This window comes from Parapedobacter composti, assembly GCF_900112315.1.
Classification (GTDB): Bacteria; Bacteroidota; Bacteroidia; order Sphingobacteriales; family Sphingobacteriaceae; genus Parapedobacter; species Parapedobacter composti.
This window is the reverse complement of the sequence record NZ_FOLL01000003.1, coordinates 1-20,615: the sequence shown is the minus strand read 5'-3', so window position 1 is coordinate 20,615 and position 20,615 is coordinate 1. Positions and strand designations below refer to the sequence as shown.

Here is a 20,615-nt window from a genome sequence, read left to right as displayed (position 1 = left end):
GGATCGTCCGAAATGTTTTAACGCTTACTGCAAGATATTCGCCTTCAAAAGATTAATTTTGCAGATGGATATGCAGTCTGAAGGATATGAAATAAGGCTACCCCAGTTTGAAGGGCCGTTTGACCTGTTGCTCTTTTTCATCGAGCGTGATGAGTTGAACATCCATGATATTCCCATTGCGCAAATTACCAACGATTTTTTAGATTATATCCAGCAGATGCAGGCGCTGAACATGGAGTTGGCCAGCGAGTTTATTTTCGTTGCCGCCACCTTGATGCGCATTAAGGCGAAAATGCTGCTGCCCCGGCCGGAACTGGACGAGGAAGGCAATGAAATAGACCCTAAGCAGGATCTCGTGCAAAAGCTGGTGCTATATAAGCAGTTTAAAGACGTATCTGAAGAATTGCGTATCCTTGAAGAGCAACGGTTAATGCAGGCGCGGCGGGGCAATATCGCTGACGACTTGCAGCGAGCGGGCGAGCATGGCGGGCAAGGAGAGGAACTGGCCACCGTTGACCTTTATCGGCTTATGGTGGTGTATGAGCGGTTAATGCACCACTATGCCAACCGTAATAACGAAGTGCGGCATACGGTGGTGAAGTATCCCTATACGATTGAACAGCAGAAAAAAGCCATTGCATCGCTGGTTGCGATAAACAAAAAGCTGGATTTCGGCACCATCGTGAAAAACTCCGAAAATAAGGTGCAGTTCGTTTATAATTTTCTGGCCATCTTGGAGATGCTTCAGCAACAGCTATTGGAATTGCAGAGCGGTTTGGGGTTCAATAACTTTTGGGTAACTGAACGTCAACAGCCAGCATAAGGGGAACTACCTGCCTAAGCGGCGAAGGTAGTCCATGTAAGTGGCGCGCGACACCATGCGGGCGCCCATGGAGGCCAGATGGTTGGTATATACCTGGCAGTCTATCAAGCGGTAGGCCCCCGATTGGCAAAGTGATATCAGCGCCGCTTTCGACGCGTTCGCCTCCTTACTGAACATGCTTTCTCCACAAAACAGCTGCCCTACGGCCACGCCATACAATCCGCCCACGAGGTTTCCGTTATGCCAAGTTTCGATGGAGTGGGCTTTCCCAAGGCGATGCAAAGCCAAGTACGCTTGCTGCATATCAGCGGTAATCCACGTGCCGTCTTGTCCGCGGCGCGGCTGTGAAGCGCATTCGGCGATGACCTGGGCAAAAGCATGATTGCAGGTGATATGAAATTGCCCTGACCGCAGGACCCGACGCATGCTTTTGCTGATTTTCAACTCTTCTGGAAATAGCACGAACCGTTCATGCGGCGAATACCAAAGGATGGGAAGATCGTCACTATACCACGGGAAAATTCCCTGCCGGTAGGCCTCCATGAGCCGTTCAGGGTGGAGATCACCGCCTATGGCAAGCAAACCGTCGGGTTCAGCCAGCGCCGGATCCGGAAAATGGACGCGATGGGTATCCAACTGGAAAATCATCCGGTTATTCCGGTTGGCGGGGTTCTTTGCTGATTTCGTCAAAGAGTTTATCCATGTGTTCTACATATTCATTGGTATCATCGAGGAAAAACTCCAACTGGGGTACAATGCGCGCCTGGTTTTTGATGCGGGCTCCCAGTTTATAGCGAATTTCATTGGTGTGCGATTTAATGCTGGCCATATCCTCTTTGGCCTGTTTGGTGTTAAGGAAGCTCAGGTAAACACGGGCAATGGCCAGATCAGGGGTAACCCGCACACGGGTTACGGTGATAAATGCGCCCGGAGCCCATGCGTTGCCTTCCCGCTGAAACAGCTCACCCAAATCCTGTTGGATGACCCCTGCGAACCGTTGTTGCCTCTTGCTTTCTGTAGCCATGGTGTGCGTGCTTTATTTGTTAAGGAAAGAAGTTATTGCTTGTAAGGCAAAGATAAGGAATTTTCTGATTATTGGCTTCAATGTCCCGTGGGCTGGTTTGACAGACATTTCAAAAAAAAATTGTATAATAAAAAACAAATGCTGATATTTGCAAACTCTTTGCGAAAAGGCATTTAAGTAAGATAAAAACAACATACAATCATGGCAAGAGTTTGTGATTTAACAGGTAAGGGCGCGATGAACGGGTATAACGTTTCCAATTCGAACATGAAGACGAAGCGTAAATTTTACCCTAATTTGCAAACCAAGCGGTTCTTCATTCCGGAAGAAAACCGTTGGATTACCCTGAAAGTATCCACCTCAGCGATAAAAACCATCAACAAGAACGGAATCACTGCCGTTATCAATAAATTTATCAAAAAGGGATACGTTTAATTTGGGAAATATTTCCGCCGGGTACGGTGGATGATAATATCGTAAAACAATGGCTAAAAAAGGAAATAGGGTACAGGTGATTTTGGAATGCACCGAGCATAAAGAGAGCGGGCTTCCGGGGATGTCGCGTTACATCACCACCAAAAATAAAAAGAATACCACCGAGCGGTTGGAGCTTAAGAAATTTAACCCCATCTTGAGGCGGGTAACCGTTCATAAGGAGATTAAGTAAACCGCAAACTGCTGAGCAGGTTGCACAAACAATAGAAGACATGGCAAAGAAAGCAGTAGCATCACTCAAAACGGGTAAAGGTAAAGATTACACGAAGGTTATCACTGCCGTTCGGTCTCCGAAGACAGGTGCGTATACCTTCAAGGAGCTGATTGCGCACAACGACCACATTAAAGACGCCGTTGAAGCGGCAAAAGAAGCCGTTATAGAGGCCGCCGCACAATAGTCTTTGTGTTTATGGTATTGCAAAAAGCCGTTTCGGGGATGTACCGGAAGGGCTTTTTTGTTATGTTTTAGTTTAGCTGTAGCCGCAATGGGATTATTCGATTTTTTCAAGAAAAAGCAAGGAACCCCTGAAGCGCAGGAAGCGCTTGACAAGGGGCTGGAAAAGACCAAGGAAGGGTTTTTCGCTAAGATTACCAAGGCCGTCGTGGGTAAATCCACGGTGGACGACGAGGTGCTGGACGATTTGGAGGAGGTGCTGGTAACGTCGGATGTGGGGGTAAACACCACGCTTAAGATCATCGAGCGTATTCAGGCCCGTGTAGCGCGTGATAAGTATGTGAATGCTTCGGAGCTTGACAGCATTCTTCGGGAAGAAATTCAGAGTTTACTTGCCGAAAATAACAGTGCCGATTTCGAGCATTTTGAGTATGGCGACCATAAACCTTACGTCATCATGGTGGTGGGTGTTAACGGGGTGGGCAAAACCACCACCATCGGCAAACTTGCCCATCAACTTAAGGAGGCAGGCAACAGCGTGGTGCTGGGTGCCGCCGACACGTTCAGGGCTGCGGCGGTTGACCAGATTAGGCTTTGGGGTGAACGAGTGGGGGTGCGCGTGGTGGCCCAGGCCATGGGCTCGGATCCGGCTTCAGTAGCGTTTGACACCGTTAAGTCTGCCGTGGCTAATGGCGATGATGTCGCCATCATTGATACCGCGGGGAGACTGCACAATAAGGTGGCGCTGATGAACGAATTGGCCAAAATCAAGCAGGTGATGCAGAAGGTGGTGCCAGGAGCTCCGCATGAAATTTTGCTGGTTCTGGACGCCTCGACCGGTCAGAATGCCATCGAGCAATGCAAGCAATTTACCCAGGCCACCGATGTAAACGCACTGGCCCTTACCAAGCTCGATGGCACCGCAAAGGGAGGGGTGGTCATCGGCATTTCCGACCAGTTCAAGATTCCCGTGAAGTATATCGGTGTCGGTGAAAAGGTGGGAGATCTCCAACTGTTCAATAAAAAGGAATTTGTGGATTCGCTGTTCAAGCGATGACGCCATGCTATGAAAACAAAGCAAATTAAATCAGTCGCTGCATCACATAAGACGCGCGTGAATGTGGTGACCTTAGGCTGTTCGAAAAATCTCCACGATAGTGAGGTGCTGATGGGCCAGTTGCGGGGTAACCAATTGCAAGTGGTGCATGAGGCGGAGGATGTACAGGCCGACGATATAGTGGTCATCAACACCTGCGGGTTCATTGACAATGCGAAGCAGGAGTCTATCGATACTATCCTCCAATACAGTGCGCTTAAAGACGAAGGGAAAGTGGGCAAGGTTATTGTGACTGGGTGCCTTTCCGAGCGTTACAAGCCTGAGCTGCAGGCTGAAATTTCCAATGTAGACGCCTACTTTGGAACGAACGACCTGCCTGAGTTGCTGGGAGCTCTTGGTGCCGATTACAGGCATGAGCTGCTGGGGGAGCGAATGCTGACTACGCCGTCGCATTTTGCTTATTTCAAGATCGCCGAGGGCTGCAACCGGCCATGTTCTTTCTGTGCTATTCCGCTGATGCGGGGCAAGCATGTTTCCAAGCCGGTGGAAAACTTAGTTAGGGAAGCAGCGCATTTGGCAAAAAACGGCGTCAAAGAACTCATTCTGATAGCCCAGGATCTCACGTACTACGGTCTTGATTTGTATGGGCGGCGCAACTTGGCCGACCTGTTACGCAGGCTTTCTGACGTGGATGGAATAGAATGGATACGCTTACAATATGCTTATCCTTCGGGTTTCCCGATGGATATACTTGACGTGATGAATGAGCGTAATAACATCTGCAAATACCTGGACATGCCCCTGCAGCACATCAGCGACCACATGCTCAAGTCCATGCGGCGGGGTATCACGAAACAGAAGACCATTGACCTCGTCAAAGCCATCCGTGACCGCGTACCGGGTATCGCCCTGCGCACCACGTTGATTTGCGGATATCCCGGAGAGACGGAACAGGACTTCGAAGAGTTGCTGCAGTGGGTGTCCGACACGCGTTTCGACCGTCTTGGATGTTTTACGTATTCTCATGAAGAAAATACGCATGCCTATCACCTTGCGGACGATGTGTCCGAAGAAGTGAAGACTGAGCGCGTAGATCAGATCATGGAGATTCAGCAAGGGATTTCCTATGAAATCAACCAAGCGAAGATAGGCCGGACTTACCGTGTGCTGGTGGATAAGGTAGAGGGTGACTACATTATCGGCCGTACAGAATACGATTCTCCCGAGGTAGATAACGAGGTGCTCATTCCGGCGGCCGATAATTACCTGGCGCCGGGTCGTTTCGCGGAGATCCGGATAGATCGCGCGGAAGATTTTGACTTGTATGGAACGATTGTCAAATAATCGTTATCCCTCACGGTTTTCAGAGGCAACTGCTATTTTTGTGTGTTGATGAAAGCCACCTATATAGACTACCGCGATACCAACAGCTTTTCAAAAACGTTGCTGTCGTACTTGGACAACGACCCTGCGCTTGCTCCTTTTGCAGGTAATAGGCCTGATATAGCAGGTTTTGCCCAGCAGTTGCAGGCTAAGGTTGGCAAAACGGATCGCCAACTATTGGTTCAGCGGTTGCGGCAACAGTATGGCAGGTTGCTGGAACAGACGCCTGAAGTGGCCGCTAATGTGACCGCGCTGCTTGATGAAAACACTTTTACCGTTACCACGGGGCACCAACTCAATATTTTTACTGGACCGCTTTATTTTATTTTCAAAATCGTGAGCACGATTAGGCTGGCGCAGGATCTGCAAAAGGCTTTTCCTGACCATCGGTTCGTGCCGGTGTATTGGATGGCCACGGAGGATCATGATTTTGCAGAAATCAATCATGCGCGGCTTCAGGGAAAAACGATTGCATGGGAAGCCGCGGCAACCGGGGCTACGGGGAGGATGAATCCCGCCGGCATGGTCGAAGCGGTAAGGCAATATCAGAAATTTCTGGGCCTTTCTGATAATTCGGCAAAGCTCGCTGAGTTAGTTGAAGCAGCTTATCTGCGGCACGACAGCCTTGCCGCCGCCACGCGGTACTTAGTGAATGGCTTATTTGGGCGCTACGGACTGGTTACCATAGATGCCGATGACGCTGATTTCAAGCGTAGTTTCGCCCCCTATATTGTGCAGGATATGCTTGGTGAGCATAGCCATCGTGCTATTGCCCGTACATCCGATGCGCTTCAGGACGCGGGGTTTGCAACTCAGGTTCATGCCCGTGAGATTAACTTCTTTTACCTTACTGACACCTACCGGGAACGGATGGTTCGGTTAGACGACGGCCGGTATGAGGTACTGCACCAAAAGCTGTTTTTTACGGAAGATGAGCTAAAAAAGGAGATTTACCAACGTCCCGAGCGGTTTAGCCCAAATGTGGTAATGCGCCCGCTTTACGAAGAGATAATTTTACCTAATCTGGCTTATATTGGTGGTGGTGCCGAAATGGTTTACTGGCTGCAGCTTAAGGGTGTGTTTGACTATTATGGCGTAGATTTTCCCATATTGGTGCCACGCAATTCGGCAATGATTACCGATGACAACATGGCCGTGAAGGTACTCCGGTTGGATCTGACATTTAAAAGTATTTTCAAGGACACTGAAGAACTGAAGAAAGAATATGTGCGGCGCCACACCAAACACCGGCTGAATCTCAATGATGAATGGATGGAACTCAATGCTATCTTTGGTAAGCTGAGGTTGCGTGCACACAAAATAGACCCCAGCCTGGGGCCCAGTACAGATGCTGTGAAGGCGCGGCTGAAAAAGGCCATCAATAATCTTGAAAGGAAGTTGATTAAGGCTGATAAGCGGAATCATGAAGACGCCCTTATCCAAATTGAACGGATTAAAGAAAAACTGTTTCCGGGCGGGGTTTTGCAGGAGCGGTCGGAAAATTTTGGACTGCTTTACGTGAAGCATGGCGATCAGCTAATCAGGGAACTAATCAGCCTTTTTAATCCGCTGGATTTTAAGTTCACTATTATTTATTGATCACGCGTAAAGGGCACGAACCGTACCGGCATAAGTTCCGTTTTGATGGGTTTACCTTTTCTTTTTTCTACCAGCATGAGCGTCTGCACATCTCCCGGCGCGCCGACTGGCATCACTAATTTTCCGCCGTCTTTGAGTTGGCTGATAAGTGGAGGGGGAACATCTTCCGCCGCCGCGGTAACCATAATTGCGTCAAACGGGGCTTGGGTATCCAACCCCCTGTAGCCGTCGCCGATAACTACGGTTACGTTGTCATATCCCAACTTGCTGAGTACTTTTTGGGCGTTCTGGCCCAATGGCTTTACGATCTCGATCGTAAAAACTTCCTTGACAATTTCAGCCAGAACGGCTGCTTGATAGCCGGAGCCGGTCCCGATTTCCAACACACGATCGGTTGCCTTTAGGCCAAGCAATTGTGTCATATACGCTACGATATAGGGCTGTGAGATGGTTTGCCCATGTCCGATAGGAAGCGGCGTGTCATCATAGGCTTGTTGCCGGTATTTTGCTGGCACGAACAAGTGCCTTTCTACGTGTTGCATAGCGTCCAGGGTTGCCTTATGGCTGATTCCGCGGGCTTCCAACTGCTGCCGCACCATCCGCGCCCGCCGGTGTTCTTCGGCTTGGCCGTAGACATGCCCCGTGACGGCGAGCAAGACGCTTATTGCAGCCAATGCTTTCATGGTTTTATCCGTTGCGTTACGCGGGCTAACGTGGCGGTATCGCGCCCGCTCAATTCAAAATATGCAATGTCAGGACTGAACATCGATCCGCCCGTAATACGGACGAAAATGCGATCTAAAATGACTTCGTGGTTGTTGATGGTGGCCAAAACAACATGCTTTTTTCTCTTCTGGCAATAGGATAGCCGCAAAGGCAATTGCCTGTAAGCGGCCAGACGCAGTTCGAAATCACCGTTTTCAAGTATTTTATGGCTGATACCGTAGGCCATGGTCTGCTGTACGAAATTCAATCCCTTGCGTTTACCTCCTTCGGCATACCGTATCCAGTAGATATTTACCGGTTTTTCCGGATCTACCGCATTGTTTTCCATATTGAGCTGGTAGACGACCGTATTTTCGTCGGGATCGCGCTGCAGGTAAAACAGTTGCCGGTGTTCGTTCGGGACGGGTAATTTATCGACGGCCACCTGTTTGTCGAAGTCATTTTCCTGAGCAATGAGCCGCAGCGCGGAAAAAAGGAGAATCACAGAAATGCTGCCTTTGATCGTGTTTAGCCATACATTATGTAAGGCATGTTGCTGAAGAAACGCCAGCGCATGCATAAGCACCTCCTTTTTCCAAAGATAGTGAATTTCAGCCATATAAAAAACAACAGTGAATGTGGTTTAGATGTGCATGCCGGCACGATCGTAGATATTCTTGTTTCAGCCAGATGAGATTAATTACGTTTTATTGGTTTAGGTTGTCTGTCTGCAGTAGTCCTTGGCGGATGCTATGGTCAAGCAAAAGAGCAAAACCATCGTAGGAGGACCGTTACCAAAGCGTTCAATTGAGGAAGGGATATCTGGTCACTTGAGGAGAACCAACGGCGACCGGGCAGGCTGGAAGAATGGTTTGAGTCGTCGGGAAAAATGAAAGGTCTCCAAACGGGGAGGATGGAGACCTTTTAACTAACCAATTATAAACCTAAATTATGATGACACAAAGATAGTGTATTTTTTACACCAAGACAAATAAAATCAATTTTTTTGTCTAGCTGTTTAAAGAAGACACCGGGGTAGGAATAAGGTTTATCTACCCATGGGGAACGGCATCCGGTTTTGCCTCTGTTTGACATTGGATGGCCCTGAAAAACGAAGCAGAAATGTGGATGCGGCCACACCACTTCGTAGACATAAAACTGACTATAGGGAATCCGCATTGGCGGCAAAATGCTATCTTGCGATCCAAGATATTCGATGTTAACTGCATCAATTTACAAAGAAATTCAAAGCACCATGAGTATCAAAATGCATGAACTGGACCAAAAAGTGGAAGAGGCCATTGAAGCATTTACTTTCCGCTTCCGGGCCGATAAGCGCGATCGCAATGCCAGAAGCGCCGTTAACGAAATTGACGAGCACCAGATCGAACAACTTAAGCACAGGGGTATCCCAAATAAGGGGCGGGCTATACAGGACATTGTGAATGAACTTGTAGACGACATTTTTGCCTACGGTGTAAGGACAGATCATCCCCGCTTTTTCGGCTTCATTCCCGGTCCTGCGTCCCGGCTTTCGTGGCTTGGCGATATCATGACGTCTGCCTATAATATCCATGCCGGAAGCTGGGCAAACGGTCCGGCGGCCAGCTGTATAGAGCAGGAGCTCATCCATTGGCTTTGCCAGCAGGCAGGCTATGGGGATTCGTCTGGCGGGCTGTTTGTTTCTGGAGGGTCTATGGCTAATATGACGGCGCTTATTGCCGCCCGGGATAAGGTGCTGGATGAGCGTACCTTGCACCTTGGTGTAGCTTATGTGTCTGACCAATCGCACAGTTCCGTGATGAAGGGATTGCGCATTATCGGTATACCTAGCCACCGGATACGCACTGTGGCTACGGACACTTCCTTCCGTATGGACTCTCTATTGCTGCGCACGGCGATTGAGCAGGATCTCGCAGCCGGGCTCATCCCTTTTGCGGTAATTGCCACCGCTGGAACCACTAATACCGGTAGCATTGACCCGCTTCGGCAGATCGCGGCGATATGTCAGGAATATGGAATCTGGATGCACGTGGATGGCGCTTACGGCGCTTCGGTGATGCTGTCGCTGAAATACAGGCACCTGTTGGATGGAATTGGACAGGCCGACAGCATTAGCTGGGACGGGCATAAGTGGCTGTTTCAGACGTATGGATGTGCCATGGTGCTGGTAAAAGACAAGATGGATCTTATCCGGAGTTTTCACGTACGGCCCGAGTACCTGAAAGATTTAGAATCAGATCACAGCCATGCAAATGCGATGGACCTGGGTGTTGAATTAACGAGACCGGCGCGAGGCCTTAGATTATGGCTGACCTTGCAAGGGCTCGGTAGCCTGGGGATGAGTGAAGCAATTGAACACGGCTTTCAGCTGGCTGCTTGGGCAGAAGATGAGCTGCGTAAAAAGAAGTATTGGGAAATTGTGTCCCCAGCACAGCTAGCGATAGTCAATTTCCGTTATGCTCCGGCAGACCTTTCTGAGGACGAGCGCCACGAGCTAAATCAACGGATTTCAAAAAGTATGATTGAAAACGGTTATGCGGGCGTTTTCACAACGGAGCTTCACGGGAAAAAAGTCTTGAGGATATGCGCCATTCATCCAGAAACAACAGAGAGTGATGTACGCAATACCGTCCGGATACTAAACCAGTATGCATTGGAGTTTCATGATGCGGTAAAGCGGTAGGGAGTAACCGGCCCGTCTTTATGTTAGCCATAGGTTGACTGTTTTAGGGCTCCGTCGCGATGAATACGAAGTGCAGAGACGACAAGAGCTGTCTTTAGACGTCGTCACTTACCACGTAACGGTAAATAGGGCTCTTTGCTGGCCTCCGGTTTTTGGATAAAGATGGCGACGCATCGGTTGTGCGTGTCGACTTCAAACGCAATACCCCCCCGGGTGCTGTAGATGGTATATTGCTGGCCGTCGTCCTCGTAAGTTTCTACAATGTGAAGGTCTCGGGGATACATAATAGATAACTCGCGCAGGGATTCGCCCACCCGTATGCCGTTTGAGGTCTCGTACTGCGGCGAAGTAACGCGTATCCGCCGGATACGGGCAGTCTCGTCGTCGCTTCCTATTTCGCGGCTGGTAAAAACTGATAAAGAGTGTGCGGGGGTATCAGCGCGAATATACCACATTAACACAGCTTTACCCATGGCCGCGTTAGTGAAGTCGGGCTGGCCAAGCTTGCGAAACAATGCCGAATCGGCATCATCGAGTCGGATACCGCCGACCGATCGGCCGGGTACTAACCGTAAGCCGTTGGACGTGTCTATAGTGTGCGCAGCGTCGACACTCCGTGCTTCGCTATCTCCGGTGTTCCCGCTTTGGCCGCCGCAGGCGGCCAGCGCCAACCCGATGATACATGTAGCGAAATAGTAGCCAAGCTTAACAAAAGGGCGGGTCATATGGGTAAAACACTCATCCCGTGTTTTTGTTTCGCAAGGGATGCAGCAGGTATTCCAGTCCATTGAGCTTTATCTCATACATTGTGGCCAGCAACATCCCGAGTTTTCCGGCAGGGAATCCCTGTCGATGGAACCACACGAGGTATGCCTCCGGAAGATTACAAATGAAGGAATCTTTGTATTTGCCGAAAGGCATTTTGGTGCTGACAAGGTCTTGCAGAACTTCTTCGGATTTCATCGTATCAGTCGTTAGTTTTGCCATGACGAATATAATACACGGCAAGGTTAAAGGCAATCACCACATGATTAATGAGATTAGGTATCAAGCCGTAATGTCTGCTGAAAATCAGGAAGCGCTCCCTGAGACTTTGCCAATGCCTTTTCTTTGATAGGCCGCCAACCAGGTATTTGGCAACCAAGAGCCGGGTGTTAACGGTCTTTTCAGCACGTTTGGCGGCCCGAATCACCCAATCGATATCGGCACTGAGCTGATATCGCACATCATAAGGTCCGGTAAGTGAGCGGCGGATGTAGAGCGCTTGATGGCTGACGTTCATCCCGTAGCGAAAGCTCCGCCATGAAAATTGATCAGGGACGGAGTGCCGGCGCAGGCCGAGCGACTCCCAATGCTCATTAAACAGTTCGGTTTCGCCATAGTAAATATCTGCGTCGGGTGCCGAAGCAAAAACCTGTGCAACCGTATCCGGCGCATAAATCTCATCACCCGAGTTCATGAACAGCACATAGTCGCCAGTGGCTACGGTAAGGCCCTTGTTCATGGCATCGTATATGCCCTTGTCTGGCTCGCTGATCCACCGAGTTACGTGTTTGGCATACTGTTTAATGATATCTACGGTACCGTCCGTAGAGGCGCCATCGATGATTAGGTATTCGATATGGGGATATGTTTGGTTAATGACCGATTGTATGGTACGCTCAATGTCGCGCACATTGTTGTACACTACGGTGATGACAGAAAGTTTGGGCGCAGCGGTATTCATTGGGGCTCCATTAAGCTTTTGGGTTTCTGTACCGGAATGACATAGTTCTTTGAAGCTGCAAACACTTCAGTGATTTTCTAATGTGCAAATTGTGCTTTCCACCGCTGTATTGCGGCAGTGTCAAGATGCAATTTGGTGCTTGTTTCTTCATGTATTTTTTCTTCCAGGCGATCTATGTACTGTCGTTCGAGTACGTTTAATCCGATATCATTGCGCATTTCTATTGCACGATTATCAATACCGATGATGATAGCTTTCCTTTTTTTCTGTAGCGCACGTATACCGGCGTGCAGGCGCGTACCCACGTATTCACAAGGCTCTTGTTCAAGGAACGTGTCAAACGCCGAGAGTTTGGGTGGCAGATAACGGATATCAGGGGCCAGACTTTCGATGTAGGCTTGATCTTTAGCGCCTTGTATCCACACGTAGACATCCTGATAATGTTTTTTTAAAATTTCAAGCATTCGGCGATCACGCTCTGGATCGCGCATATAGTCGGTCACCGTGGTGACCACTTTATCTCGTTTTTTGGGATTTATCTGTGAACAGTGAGGTTCATTTAGTTCCCATACGGTAGGGCAACCTGTATTGATTACGTTTTTAATACCGATGTTATTCAGTTTATGTAGTGTGTAGTTATCCCGCACAGCGTGATTGTAACGAGTGGAAAGCAGGTTACGGTACATCATTCGAGAATAGGCAGAGACGGGCTTTTCTTGATATTGCCACCAGCCTACACCCAGTAGAACCGCTTTATGGCGCAGTACGATGAGGTCTTTCAAACCGACCTTCCATTGACTGTTGAGCAGCGTATCGTTTTTAAGCAGGTTAGTTCCCCCTACGATACCCAGTTGATATTTGCGAAGCTTGGGAAGATCTTTGGGATGAATGGAAAAATGTGTCGGAATGTTAATGACAAAGTCGTCTACGAAAAGTTCGTTTACAATTTGCTTTACGGCATCCATAATGATATGGTCACCTAAGTTGGTTGTAGCAATCGATGTGTCAAAAGTGATTACGGGCATATTATCTCAATAAACGTTGAATCATTGGAATAAAAAACAGCGCTTTCAGTATCATCCATCCTTGGGCCCTCGTTTTCGGCACAAAGATAACAAACAGGGCTGTGCTCGCATATGTCAATAATGTAGCATAGGCTGCGCCGGTCATGCCGTGTTGAGGAATCCACCAGATGTTCAATGTGATATTTACCACAGCGCCAGTGGCCGCCCGTGCCAAAGAAAGGATGGTGTAGCCTTCTGCCAATAAATACTGACCGCTTGCGACGTAAAGGAACATAAATACGCCGGCCCATATATGAATGGTGAGCACTTGCGCTCCCTGAGCATAGTCTGATGTATAAAAGTTTTTATAAATGAACGGAGCAGCGAATGTTGTAGCTAATGCGATGCCAACGCTAATGATTGTCATGAGTTCATACAGGTGCTGCAACCGGCGTTGATAGCGAACCGGATCATCCCGCTTGGCATTCATGATAGCCGGAAAGAGGGCGCTGACGATAGCGGTGGGGACGAAATACCACCCTTCGCTCAACTTCACCACCGTATCATACACACCGAATATGGCTTCGCCCAAGTAAGCATCAAGCATCAATTGATCTATTTTCATGTAAAGGATGATGGCAAACGAAGAAAGTGCCAAAGGCCAGGAATACCGTAATAGGTGCTTTGCGATTCCGAGGTCGAATTTCCAGCGGAAAACGCTGTTGCCACGCCCTTGGTAAACGTACAAGTATCCAATCGCGAGAAAGACAGCATCCAGCAGAAGCCCCCATACAAACCATTCAAGTGGCGCACGCCACCAGATGAGTGCCAGCTTAAACATGGCAGATATAAGATTGGCGCCTATTTGAACGCGCATGATGTGTTTTCCCTGTATTTTGGCTTGGAAATAGCTGTCAATAATGTTAACAGACTGGAACAGGCAAATAAACGATGCGATAGCAACGTACCGGTAGGGTGCCGCGGGCGCGCCTCCAAGCCCGTCAATTAACAGGTAAGTGATATAGATGAGCGGGAGGGCAGCGATGCCGGCAAGTAGCCGGAGCCGGAACGCAGTACCCAGAATCGCCTCCTGTTTATCCGGTTGTTGCAACAACTGCCGTGTTACAAAACTGTCCATCCCGAGTGTGCAGGCCGCACTAAAGAAAGTGACCAAAACCAAGGGATAGTTTAGTGTGCCGTTCTGTGCGCTTCCAAGGTAATTGGGAATGGCCATGGCACTTACAACCATTTTTATGATAATGGATCCCAGACGTGCCGTCATCAACCAACCGGTATTTTTGATGTATTTATCGAACGCGTCGGGGTTGAACCCGGGTAAGGACGGAAGTTTCATGGACGTTACCCCTTAAACGACTTCTACCACTTTGCCGAATCCAGCCAAGCTGGGATGTTTGGGGTTTAAATCGGTTACTAAGTAAGAAATAGCATTGAGGCTACATACTTTCATCTTCTGCACGGAATTGAGTTTTTCCGCTATACTGAGGATGGCGGTTTTACTGGAGCACCGGATCATCGCTTTCTTGATTTGTACCACCTCCCAATCAGAATCCGTAACACCGTCTTCCACAGACAAGCTATTGGTGCCCAAAAGACACAAATCTACGCGGATTTCGGATAATTGGTTGATTACCTGTGATCCGATGCTGATGTTGGTGTTGCGGGACAATTTACCGCCAAGGAGAATGACATCGGCATTGGTTCGTTCCGCCAATTCAAGGGCTACCAACGGACTGATGGTAAAAAATGTGCATTGCAGACTTTCTGGTACGATGCGTGCCAATTCGAGCATAGTTGTGCCTCCACCCGCCAGTACGGTCATACCGTTCTGTATAAGCTTAAGCGCCTTACCCGCTATTTGTTTTTTTGCGTCACGTGCATATACGTTGTTTTCCTGAAACGGATACTGGAATGATTTGGAGAGCGCGCCGCCATATACTTTGAGTACTTGGCCGTTTTCAGCCAGTTCGTTCAAATCGCGCCTGATGGTATCTTCAGATACATTAAGCTGGACGCTGAGATCAGAAGATAAAACCTTATTGTGCAGGTTTATCTGGTGGATGATGAAGGCTTGCCGTTCCTCTTTTAACATGATATAAGCGGTTTATTTAATTGGGTAAAGATAGAAAAATAACGGAAAATGAGTATAATTACGCCCCAGTAACATGAGTCAATAGGAATTAAAGGCAGGAAATAGAATAGTGGAACCACCAATTGTAATCACTAATGGGGTCGTTTTTACGGGCAACGCTTTTGTTGAAGGCTTGGCGGTGATGATAACGAACGGTAAAATTGCAGGGTTAATTCCCCCGGACGGAATTCCCGAGGAGGCTGAAATTTTTGATGTCGGAGGAGATGTTGTAGCGCCGGGTTTTATCGACTTACAGGTATACGGAGGCGGCGGGAGGCTTTTTTCGGCTGATCCTGCTGGCGATGCGCTGGACGAGATAGCGAATGCCTTGGTAGCGGGCGGGACAACCAGCTTTATGATTACCATGGCAACGAATACGATGGCGGTGGTAGACCAATCGCTGCAGGTATTGAACGGTTATACCCATCCAGCTTTGCTTGGACTGCACTTGGAGGGGCCTTATCTTAATCCCAACAGAAGGGGCGCCCATCCCGCGGAGTATATCCGTCAACCGGAACAATGGGAAATAGCCGCATTGCTGAAGAGAGCAAAGGGGCGCTTGCGAATGATGACCATCGCGCCGGAGCGTTTTAACGGCGAAACTATCCGGCTTCTTTTGGACGCTGGGGTGGTGCTCTCTGCCGGCCACAGCGACGCATCCTTTTCAGAAGCCACCGCCGGATTTAGCCATGGTATCCAAGCCGTTACCCATCTGTTCAACGCGATGTCTCCGCTACACCACCGCAATCCTGGATTGCCGGCGGCCGTTTTCCAGTCGGATAAGGTGGTGGCGAGTATCATAGCGGATGGTATCCACGTGGATTATGAAGTAATTGCCATTAGCAAAAAGTTGCTGAACGAGCGGCTGTTTTTGATTACCGATGCTGTAGCCGAAACACAGACCGGGATCTACAGGCATGTATTCAATGGAGACCGTTATAGTCTGCCGGACGGCACGCTTTCCGGCTCTTCGTTGACCATGATGCAAGCAGTAGCCAACTGTGTGGAGCGCGTGGGTATTCCGCTGGACGAAGCTTTGCGAATGGCGTCGTTGTATCCGGCTTTATTGATCGGCGAGGAAGATTTGGGCCGGATATCGGTGGGGAGTGTAGCTAACCTCGTTGTTTTTGACCAGCAATATTCAGTTAAACATGTATTCTTGGGAGGTTCGCCCCAATGAGAAAACTGTTTAGTCTGCTTTACTTCCAAGTTATTATTGCGATAATCATAGGCGTCTTGATCGGCCATTTTTATCCATCGTTGGGTGTGCAACTAAAGCCGTTGGGCGATGGATTTATCAAGATGATTAAGATGGTGATTGCACCGCTGATATTCTGCAGTATCGTATTAGGTATTGCGGGAATGGAAGACGTAAAAAAAATAGGAAAAGTAGGTGTAAAAGCATTGCTATGGTTTCAGGTTTCCACTACGATCGCCATGGTTTTGGGAATAGTGGTCATCAATATTGTCAAGCCGGGAGCAGGGATGCATGTAGACGCGGATGCGCTGGATACCACGGAGGTGGCCGGATATATCGATCAAAGCAATCGGGGGAGCGGGATTAAGGATTTCTTGCTGAATATTATTCCCGAAAATGTTTTCGGGGCTTTGTCTTCAGGGGATTTATTGCAGGTACTTTTCTTTGCTGTGTTGTTTGGTTATGGACTGTCCAAAATAGGCACTAAAGCGGAGCCGGCAATGCGGGTGATGCAGTCTTTTTTAGATGGACTTTTCGCCGTTATCAAGATGATCATGAAAGTGGCACCAATAGGTGCGATGGGTGCCATGGGTTTTACGATCGGAAAATACGGTATCGGCTCGCTTTCTTCTTTGGGTATGCTGATGGTAACCTTTTACGTTACGTGCCTGCTTTACATATTCCTCGCGCTTGGACTGGTTTTAAAATACCATGGAATAAGTATTTTTAAGTTGGTGCGTTACATAAAGGAAGAGCTATTGGTGGTTCTGGGCACTTCCTCGTCAGAGTCCGTCTTACCTGCCATAATGCAGAAGCTCGAACAGATGGGGTGTTCTAGGCCCGTTGTGCGGCTGACCATTCCTACAGGGTATTCTTTCAATTTGGACGGTACTACTATCTATCTTACAATGGCAGCCATTTTTCTGTCGCAAGCCCTGGATATGCCCATGGATTTGGGGGAACAGTTGTTCCTTTTGTTTGTACTGACGATTACCTCGAATGGAGCGGCGGGTGTAACCGGGAGCGGATTTATTATTCTGGCAGCCACGTTACCGGTGGTAGGGCACATGCCGGTGGAATCCGTTGCGTTGATATTTGGCATTGACCGCTTCATGAGCGAAGCACGAGCGTTGACTAATCTTATTGGGAATACTGCCGCAACGTTGGTGGTGGCCCGTTGGGAGAATGAATTGGATATGCAGCAGCTGGAGTCAGAATTGGGCGACTGACGTTCACTGGTTTTCGTCGGCTGCCAATGATGCCAGTATACGGCTTACCTCTTCTTCTGTGGCCGTGAGTTTGGTTTTGCACGTTTGTATTAACAACGTTGCCCGTTTTACTTTGTCTGAGAGTTCGTCGATGGAGATATCTCCCCGCTCGATTTCGGAAACAATTGCCTGCAATTCATTGAATGCATCTGTATAGGTATACGATTTATTCATTATTTATTCATTAGGTACGGATTTACTCTGTACGGTACTTTTGATACTTCCGGAGGCGAAAAATGTTTCCAATATATCGCCTTTACTTATTTCTGCCGCATACTTAACGGCTCGACCATTGTGCCGCGTAATGCTGTATCCCCGATTTAGAACCTGCTGGGGGTCCAAAAGCTCAATGGACTTTTCCATGGCATTTAGGCTTATATGGTTGTTTTTGAGCGCAGCCATGGACGCCGTTTGCAATGCCTGCGCGGGGTATTGCAGGGCTTGGTGCTGACGCTTTGTTGCAGTGGAGGCGGCAATGCCTAACCGAATGGTGTTATGTTCGATTATTTTTCGCTGTTGGTTCAGCAGGTGAATGCTGTTTAAGCGGAAATAGCGCGCGCAGTTATTAAGAGTGTCTTTATGGTTAGCTAACAATAGCGTTGCTTTACGCACGATGGTTTCCTGGGCTTGTATAACCGGTGCAGCAAATTCATGGAACCGCTGAATAAGAAAGTCTGCCAGCTCGCTAGGGGTGATGGCTTTTTGGTGCGCCACCATTTCGCTGACGGTTTCGTTGGTTGAATGTCCTATGCCGGTCAGCACCGGGATAGGGAAGCGTGCAATGGCCGAGGCGAGCAGATAGCTGTTGTAACTCGATAGCCCTACATCACCGCCGCCACCCCGGATTATAGCGACAACATCATACTGGTCAAGCTGTTGTTCGATGGCAGTCAGTTGATTGACAATGGAAGATATGCTTTTTTCGCCCTGTAGCAGGGCTGGAAACAGCTTGTGCTCAAATCGGTAACCCCAGGGATTCCCTGTGATAATCTTCAGAAAGTCTGAATAACCTTTACTGGTTTCTACCGATATCACAGCTAATCGTTTGGGAACGAGTGGAAAGGGTAATTGTTTGTTGGCATAAAACAACCCTTCGCGTTTGAGCCGTTCAATACTTTCCAGCTTTTCCCGCTCAAGCTCGCCTAATGAATAGGCGGGGTCGATATCTACAATGCGGAGGCTGAGGCCATATACAGGATCATATGTTATGGCTGCTTGGAAGAGAATAGTAATACCGTCTTTCAAGGTCTCTTTTGTGAGAGCGATAAATCGTCGGTTGATTCGCTGGTAATCGCCGCTCCACAATACCGATCGCATTTCTGCAATGACTTTGCCTTCCTTTTTTTCAACTAGCTCGGGGTAGCAATGGCCTGAATGACTATAGTAGTTGAGCTTATTCATCTCCGCTTTTATCCAGTAAACGCTTTTATAGCGTTCTGAAATAGTTTTCTGGATGCTGCGGGCGACCTCCGCTAAGGAAAAAATAATCTTGTCTGGCAGTTTCTCCGGCATAACCAAAGATAAGCTTTTTCCATAAAATCACTACCTTTGTGCCTTGCAAAACGTAAATTCTGTGTCTCATATACAGATCGAAGGATTGTGGGCTTACGAGACCTTTTTACATTATTAAATGTTTTTTTGAATGAAATTACCCATCATCGCCTATGGCGACCCGGTACTGAAGCGGAAGAGTGCGGCTATTGAGAAGGATTATCCGGGCTTGGACGAGTTGATTGCCAATATGTTCGAAACCATGTATGCTGCACATGGTGTTGGTTTGGCTGCGCCTCAGGTAGGCCTGTCGATCCGACTGTTTGTTATCGATGCAAGTCCATTTGCCGATGATGAACCATCCCTCCGGGATTTTAAAAAAGTATTCATCAACGCACAGTTATTGGATGAGCACGGTGATAAATGGTCATTTAATGAGGGGTGCCTGAGCATTCCGGATATCCGCGAGGACATCAGCCGGTTTCCGAACATCCGTATCCGTTATGTTGACGAGAAATGGATAATGCATGAGGAAGAATATACTGGGTTAGCGGCGCGGATTATCCAGCACGAGTATGATCATATTGAAGGCAAGTTGTTTACCGATAAACTGAGTCCGTTGCGGAAAGCTTTGATTAAAAGTAAATTAGATGCAATTTCTCGCGGACATGTGACGGTAGATTACCGAATGAAGTTTCCAGCATTGAAGCGGAAACGCTGAATGCCTTTATCCTCCCACGATAGGGAGGGCCAGCCGGTATTTCACGGCAATAATGCGAATAATAACCACTACACTAGCGCTCAGAAAGGCATTTAGGTTGTAGTCAACCCCGAAGCGGTTCAGTACGACAAAAAGGATGGCGCCGGAAAGGCATGCCGTGGCATAGATTTCTTTACGGAAAATCAAGGGTGTTTCGTTCAATAGGGTGTCACGGGTGACCCCACCCATCACCGCAGAAAACAGTCCTAAGACCACAGCGGCTGCTGAGCTGCTATCGAATGCGAGTGATTTTTGAACGCCAACGATGGTAAAAAAGCCGATGCCGAGTGCATCAAACAGGGTGAGCGTGCGGGCCAGCTTATCTAATTGCCTTTTTAGCAAGACCGAGGCCAGTACACCAGCCAATATCGCTAAAAGATAGTTCCCGTCATCTACCCACACGGGCCGAAGATTAAGAAAAATATCTCTGAGACTGCCGCCGCCGATGGCGGTAACAAATCCCGTAAATGCGGCTCCGAAAATGTCGATGTTATGCCGCATAGCAGCCATGGCGCCGGAAATGGCAAAGACCATTGTGCCCAACAGGTCGATATAGTAGATTGGTTCCATTTTGGAAATATAAATAGGTCAATAAATATAGCATAAATTTCTGTTTGGCTTTGCCCGCTTTGGCCATGCTATGCAATGTATCGACGGTAGGGAAACAGTAAAGAATTGCCGTTTAATTTTTATTGGCTGGTTTTGAGGATGTAATGGATTCGTTGAAAAAAAATAGGCGATAGTGCTTGGAAATAGTTGATAACCTTTCTACCTTTGCGTCCCGTTTCGGAGGAGGCGGTTGTTCGTTGAGGTTTTTTTTCCGGTTGTTTGTTTGGGTTTTTGGGTCGGATTG

Annotated in this window: 24 protein-coding genes; 11 read left to right on the top strand and 13 right to left on the bottom strand. The window is 48.3% G+C overall.

The window, feature by feature from the left end:
• Window positions 1-70 precede the first annotated feature (70 nt).
• Complete coding sequence (locus BM030_RS04860; protein ID WP_090972197.1) at window positions 71-823, top strand: segregation and condensation protein A; 753 nt, start codon at window positions 71-73, stop codon at window positions 821-823.
• 6 nt (window positions 824-829) lie between these two features.
• Here BM030_RS04860 and aat read toward each other — a convergent pair whose 3' ends face one another.
• Together aat and rbfA are read right to left on the bottom strand one after the other, a co-directional pair.
• Window positions 830-1,471, bottom strand: a complete 642-nt coding sequence (gene aat / locus BM030_RS04855) for a leucyl/phenylalanyl-tRNA--protein transferase (protein ID WP_090971768.1) — start codon at window positions 1,469-1,471, stop codon at window positions 830-832.
• A 4-nt stretch (window positions 1,472-1,475) separates the two neighbouring features.
• The gene (rbfA, locus tag BM030_RS04850; RefSeq protein ID WP_090971766.1) at window positions 1,476-1,847 is read right to left on the bottom strand and encodes a 30S ribosome-binding factor RbfA; all 372 of its coding nucleotides are present in this window, start codon (window positions 1,845-1,847) and stop codon (window positions 1,476-1,478) included.
• Between the two features lie 201 nt (window positions 1,848-2,048).
• Here rbfA and rpmB point away from each other — a divergent pair, with 201 nt between their 5' ends.
• From rpmB to bshC, 6 genes are all read left to right on the top strand, one after another.
• A complete protein-coding gene (rpmB, locus tag BM030_RS04845) occupies window positions 2,049-2,282 on the top strand; it encodes a 50S ribosomal protein L28 (protein ID WP_090971764.1) in 234 nt (77 codons plus the stop codon).
• A gap of 49 nt (window positions 2,283-2,331) precedes the next feature.
• Entirely contained in the window at window positions 2,332-2,514 is a 183-nt protein-coding gene (gene rpmG, locus BM030_RS04840; RefSeq protein WP_090971762.1) for a 50S ribosomal protein L33, read from the top strand.
• A 40-nt stretch (window positions 2,515-2,554) separates the two neighbouring features.
• Window positions 2,555-2,740 carry a DUF4295 domain-containing protein gene (locus tag BM030_RS04835; protein ID WP_090971760.1) on the top strand — a complete coding sequence of 62 codons (186 nt, stop codon included), beginning with the start codon at window positions 2,555-2,557 and terminating at the stop codon, window positions 2,738-2,740.
• Between the two features lie 87 nt (window positions 2,741-2,827).
• A complete protein-coding gene (gene ftsY, locus BM030_RS04830) occupies window positions 2,828-3,793 on the top strand; it encodes a signal recognition particle-docking protein FtsY (RefSeq protein WP_090971758.1) in 966 nt (321 codons plus the stop codon).
• Between the two features lie 9 nt (window positions 3,794-3,802).
• Window positions 3,803-5,137, top strand: coding sequence for a 30S ribosomal protein S12 methylthiotransferase RimO (gene rimO, locus BM030_RS04825; RefSeq protein WP_090971756.1), 1,335 nt, complete (start codon window positions 3,803-3,805; stop codon window positions 5,135-5,137).
• 48 nt (window positions 5,138-5,185) lie between these two features.
• Complete coding sequence (bshC, locus tag BM030_RS04820) at window positions 5,186-6,775, top strand: bacillithiol biosynthesis cysteine-adding enzyme BshC (RefSeq protein ID WP_090971754.1); 1,590 nt, start codon at window positions 5,186-5,188, stop codon at window positions 6,773-6,775.
• Here the strand turns inward: bshC and BM030_RS04815 are convergent.
• A complete protein-coding gene (locus BM030_RS04815) occupies window positions 6,769-7,458 on the bottom strand; it encodes a protein-L-isoaspartate(D-aspartate) O-methyltransferase (RefSeq protein ID WP_090971752.1) in 690 nt (229 codons plus the stop codon). The two genes, bshC and BM030_RS04815, sit on opposite strands and share 7 nt — an antisense overlap.
• The gene (locus BM030_RS04810; protein WP_090971750.1) at window positions 7,455-8,099 is read right to left on the bottom strand and encodes a DUF4833 domain-containing protein; all 645 of its coding nucleotides are present in this window, start codon (window positions 8,097-8,099) and stop codon (window positions 7,455-7,457) included. The genes BM030_RS04815 and BM030_RS04810 overlap by 4 nt, the downstream gene beginning before the upstream one ends.
• Window positions 8,100-8,735: 636 nt before the next feature.
• Here BM030_RS04810 and BM030_RS04805 point away from each other — a divergent pair.
• Window positions 8,736-10,166, top strand: coding sequence for a pyridoxal phosphate-dependent decarboxylase family protein (locus BM030_RS04805; RefSeq protein WP_170845635.1), 1,431 nt, complete (start codon window positions 8,736-8,738; stop codon window positions 10,164-10,166).
• Window positions 10,167-10,270: 104 nt separating this feature from the next.
• On the opposite strand, the gene BM030_RS04800 is transcribed toward BM030_RS04805, so the two are convergent.
• From BM030_RS04800 to BM030_RS04775, 6 genes are all read right to left on the bottom strand, one after another.
• The gene (locus tag BM030_RS04800; RefSeq protein WP_090971746.1) at window positions 10,271-10,891 is read right to left on the bottom strand and encodes a hypothetical protein; all 621 of its coding nucleotides are present in this window, start codon (window positions 10,889-10,891) and stop codon (window positions 10,271-10,273) included.
• A 13-nt stretch (window positions 10,892-10,904) separates the two neighbouring features.
• Window positions 10,905-11,153 carry a DUF3820 family protein gene (locus tag BM030_RS04795; RefSeq protein WP_317615093.1) on the bottom strand — a complete coding sequence of 83 codons (249 nt, stop codon included), beginning with the start codon at window positions 11,151-11,153 and terminating at the stop codon, window positions 10,905-10,907.
• Window positions 11,134-11,892 (bottom strand): glycosyltransferase family 2 protein, encoded by a 759-nt coding sequence (locus tag BM030_RS04790; protein WP_090971742.1) that lies wholly within the window; start codon window positions 11,890-11,892, stop codon window positions 11,134-11,136. The genes BM030_RS04795 and BM030_RS04790 overlap by 20 nt, the downstream gene beginning before the upstream one ends.
• A 77-nt stretch (window positions 11,893-11,969) precedes the next feature.
• Window positions 11,970-12,917 (bottom strand): polysaccharide pyruvyl transferase family protein, encoded by a 948-nt coding sequence (locus tag BM030_RS04785; protein WP_090971739.1) that lies wholly within the window; start codon window positions 12,915-12,917, stop codon window positions 11,970-11,972.
• Window position 12,918: 1 nt separating this feature from the next.
• Window positions 12,919-14,250 carry a flippase gene (locus BM030_RS04780; RefSeq protein ID WP_090971737.1) on the bottom strand — a complete coding sequence of 444 codons (1,332 nt, stop codon included), beginning with the start codon at window positions 14,248-14,250 and terminating at the stop codon, window positions 12,919-12,921.
• Window positions 14,251-14,262: 12 nt separating this feature from the next.
• Window positions 14,263-15,006, bottom strand: coding sequence for a DeoR/GlpR family DNA-binding transcription regulator (locus BM030_RS04775; RefSeq protein ID WP_090971735.1), 744 nt, complete (start codon window positions 15,004-15,006; stop codon window positions 14,263-14,265).
• Window positions 15,007-15,115: 109 nt separating this feature from the next.
• On the opposite strand from BM030_RS04775, the gene nagA reads away from it, so the two are divergent.
• Window positions 15,116-16,225, top strand: a complete 1,110-nt coding sequence (gene nagA, locus BM030_RS04770; RefSeq protein WP_244518682.1) for an N-acetylglucosamine-6-phosphate deacetylase — start codon at window positions 15,116-15,118, stop codon at window positions 16,223-16,225.
• Window positions 16,222-17,472: a C4-dicarboxylate transporter DctA gene (gene dctA / locus BM030_RS04765; protein WP_090971733.1), complete on the top strand. Its 1,251-nt coding sequence runs from the start codon at window positions 16,222-16,224 to the stop codon at window positions 17,470-17,472. The genes nagA and dctA overlap by 4 nt, the downstream gene beginning before the upstream one ends.
• Before the next feature lie 3 nt (window positions 17,473-17,475).
• Here the strand turns inward: dctA and xseB are convergent, their stop codons facing one another.
• The gene (gene xseB / locus BM030_RS04760) at window positions 17,476-17,685 is read right to left on the bottom strand and encodes an exodeoxyribonuclease VII small subunit (RefSeq protein WP_090971731.1); all 210 of its coding nucleotides are present in this window, start codon (window positions 17,683-17,685) and stop codon (window positions 17,476-17,478) included.
• A 3-nt stretch (window positions 17,686-17,688) separates the two neighbouring features.
• The gene (gene xseA, locus BM030_RS04755; protein WP_090971729.1) at window positions 17,689-19,023 is read right to left on the bottom strand and encodes an exodeoxyribonuclease VII large subunit; all 1,335 of its coding nucleotides are present in this window, start codon (window positions 19,021-19,023) and stop codon (window positions 17,689-17,691) included.
• A 130-nt stretch (window positions 19,024-19,153) separates the two neighbouring features.
• Between xseA and def the strand changes: the two genes are divergently transcribed.
• Window positions 19,154-19,723 carry a peptide deformylase gene (def, locus tag BM030_RS04750; protein WP_090971727.1) on the top strand — a complete coding sequence of 190 codons (570 nt, stop codon included), beginning with the start codon at window positions 19,154-19,156 and terminating at the stop codon, window positions 19,721-19,723.
• Window positions 19,724-19,729: 6 nt separating this feature from the next.
• Here def and BM030_RS04745 read toward each other — a convergent pair whose 3' ends face one another.
• Entirely contained in the window at window positions 19,730-20,332 is a 603-nt protein-coding gene (locus BM030_RS04745) for a trimeric intracellular cation channel family protein (RefSeq protein WP_090971724.1), read from the bottom strand.
• Window positions 20,333-20,615: the final 283 nt, after the last annotated feature.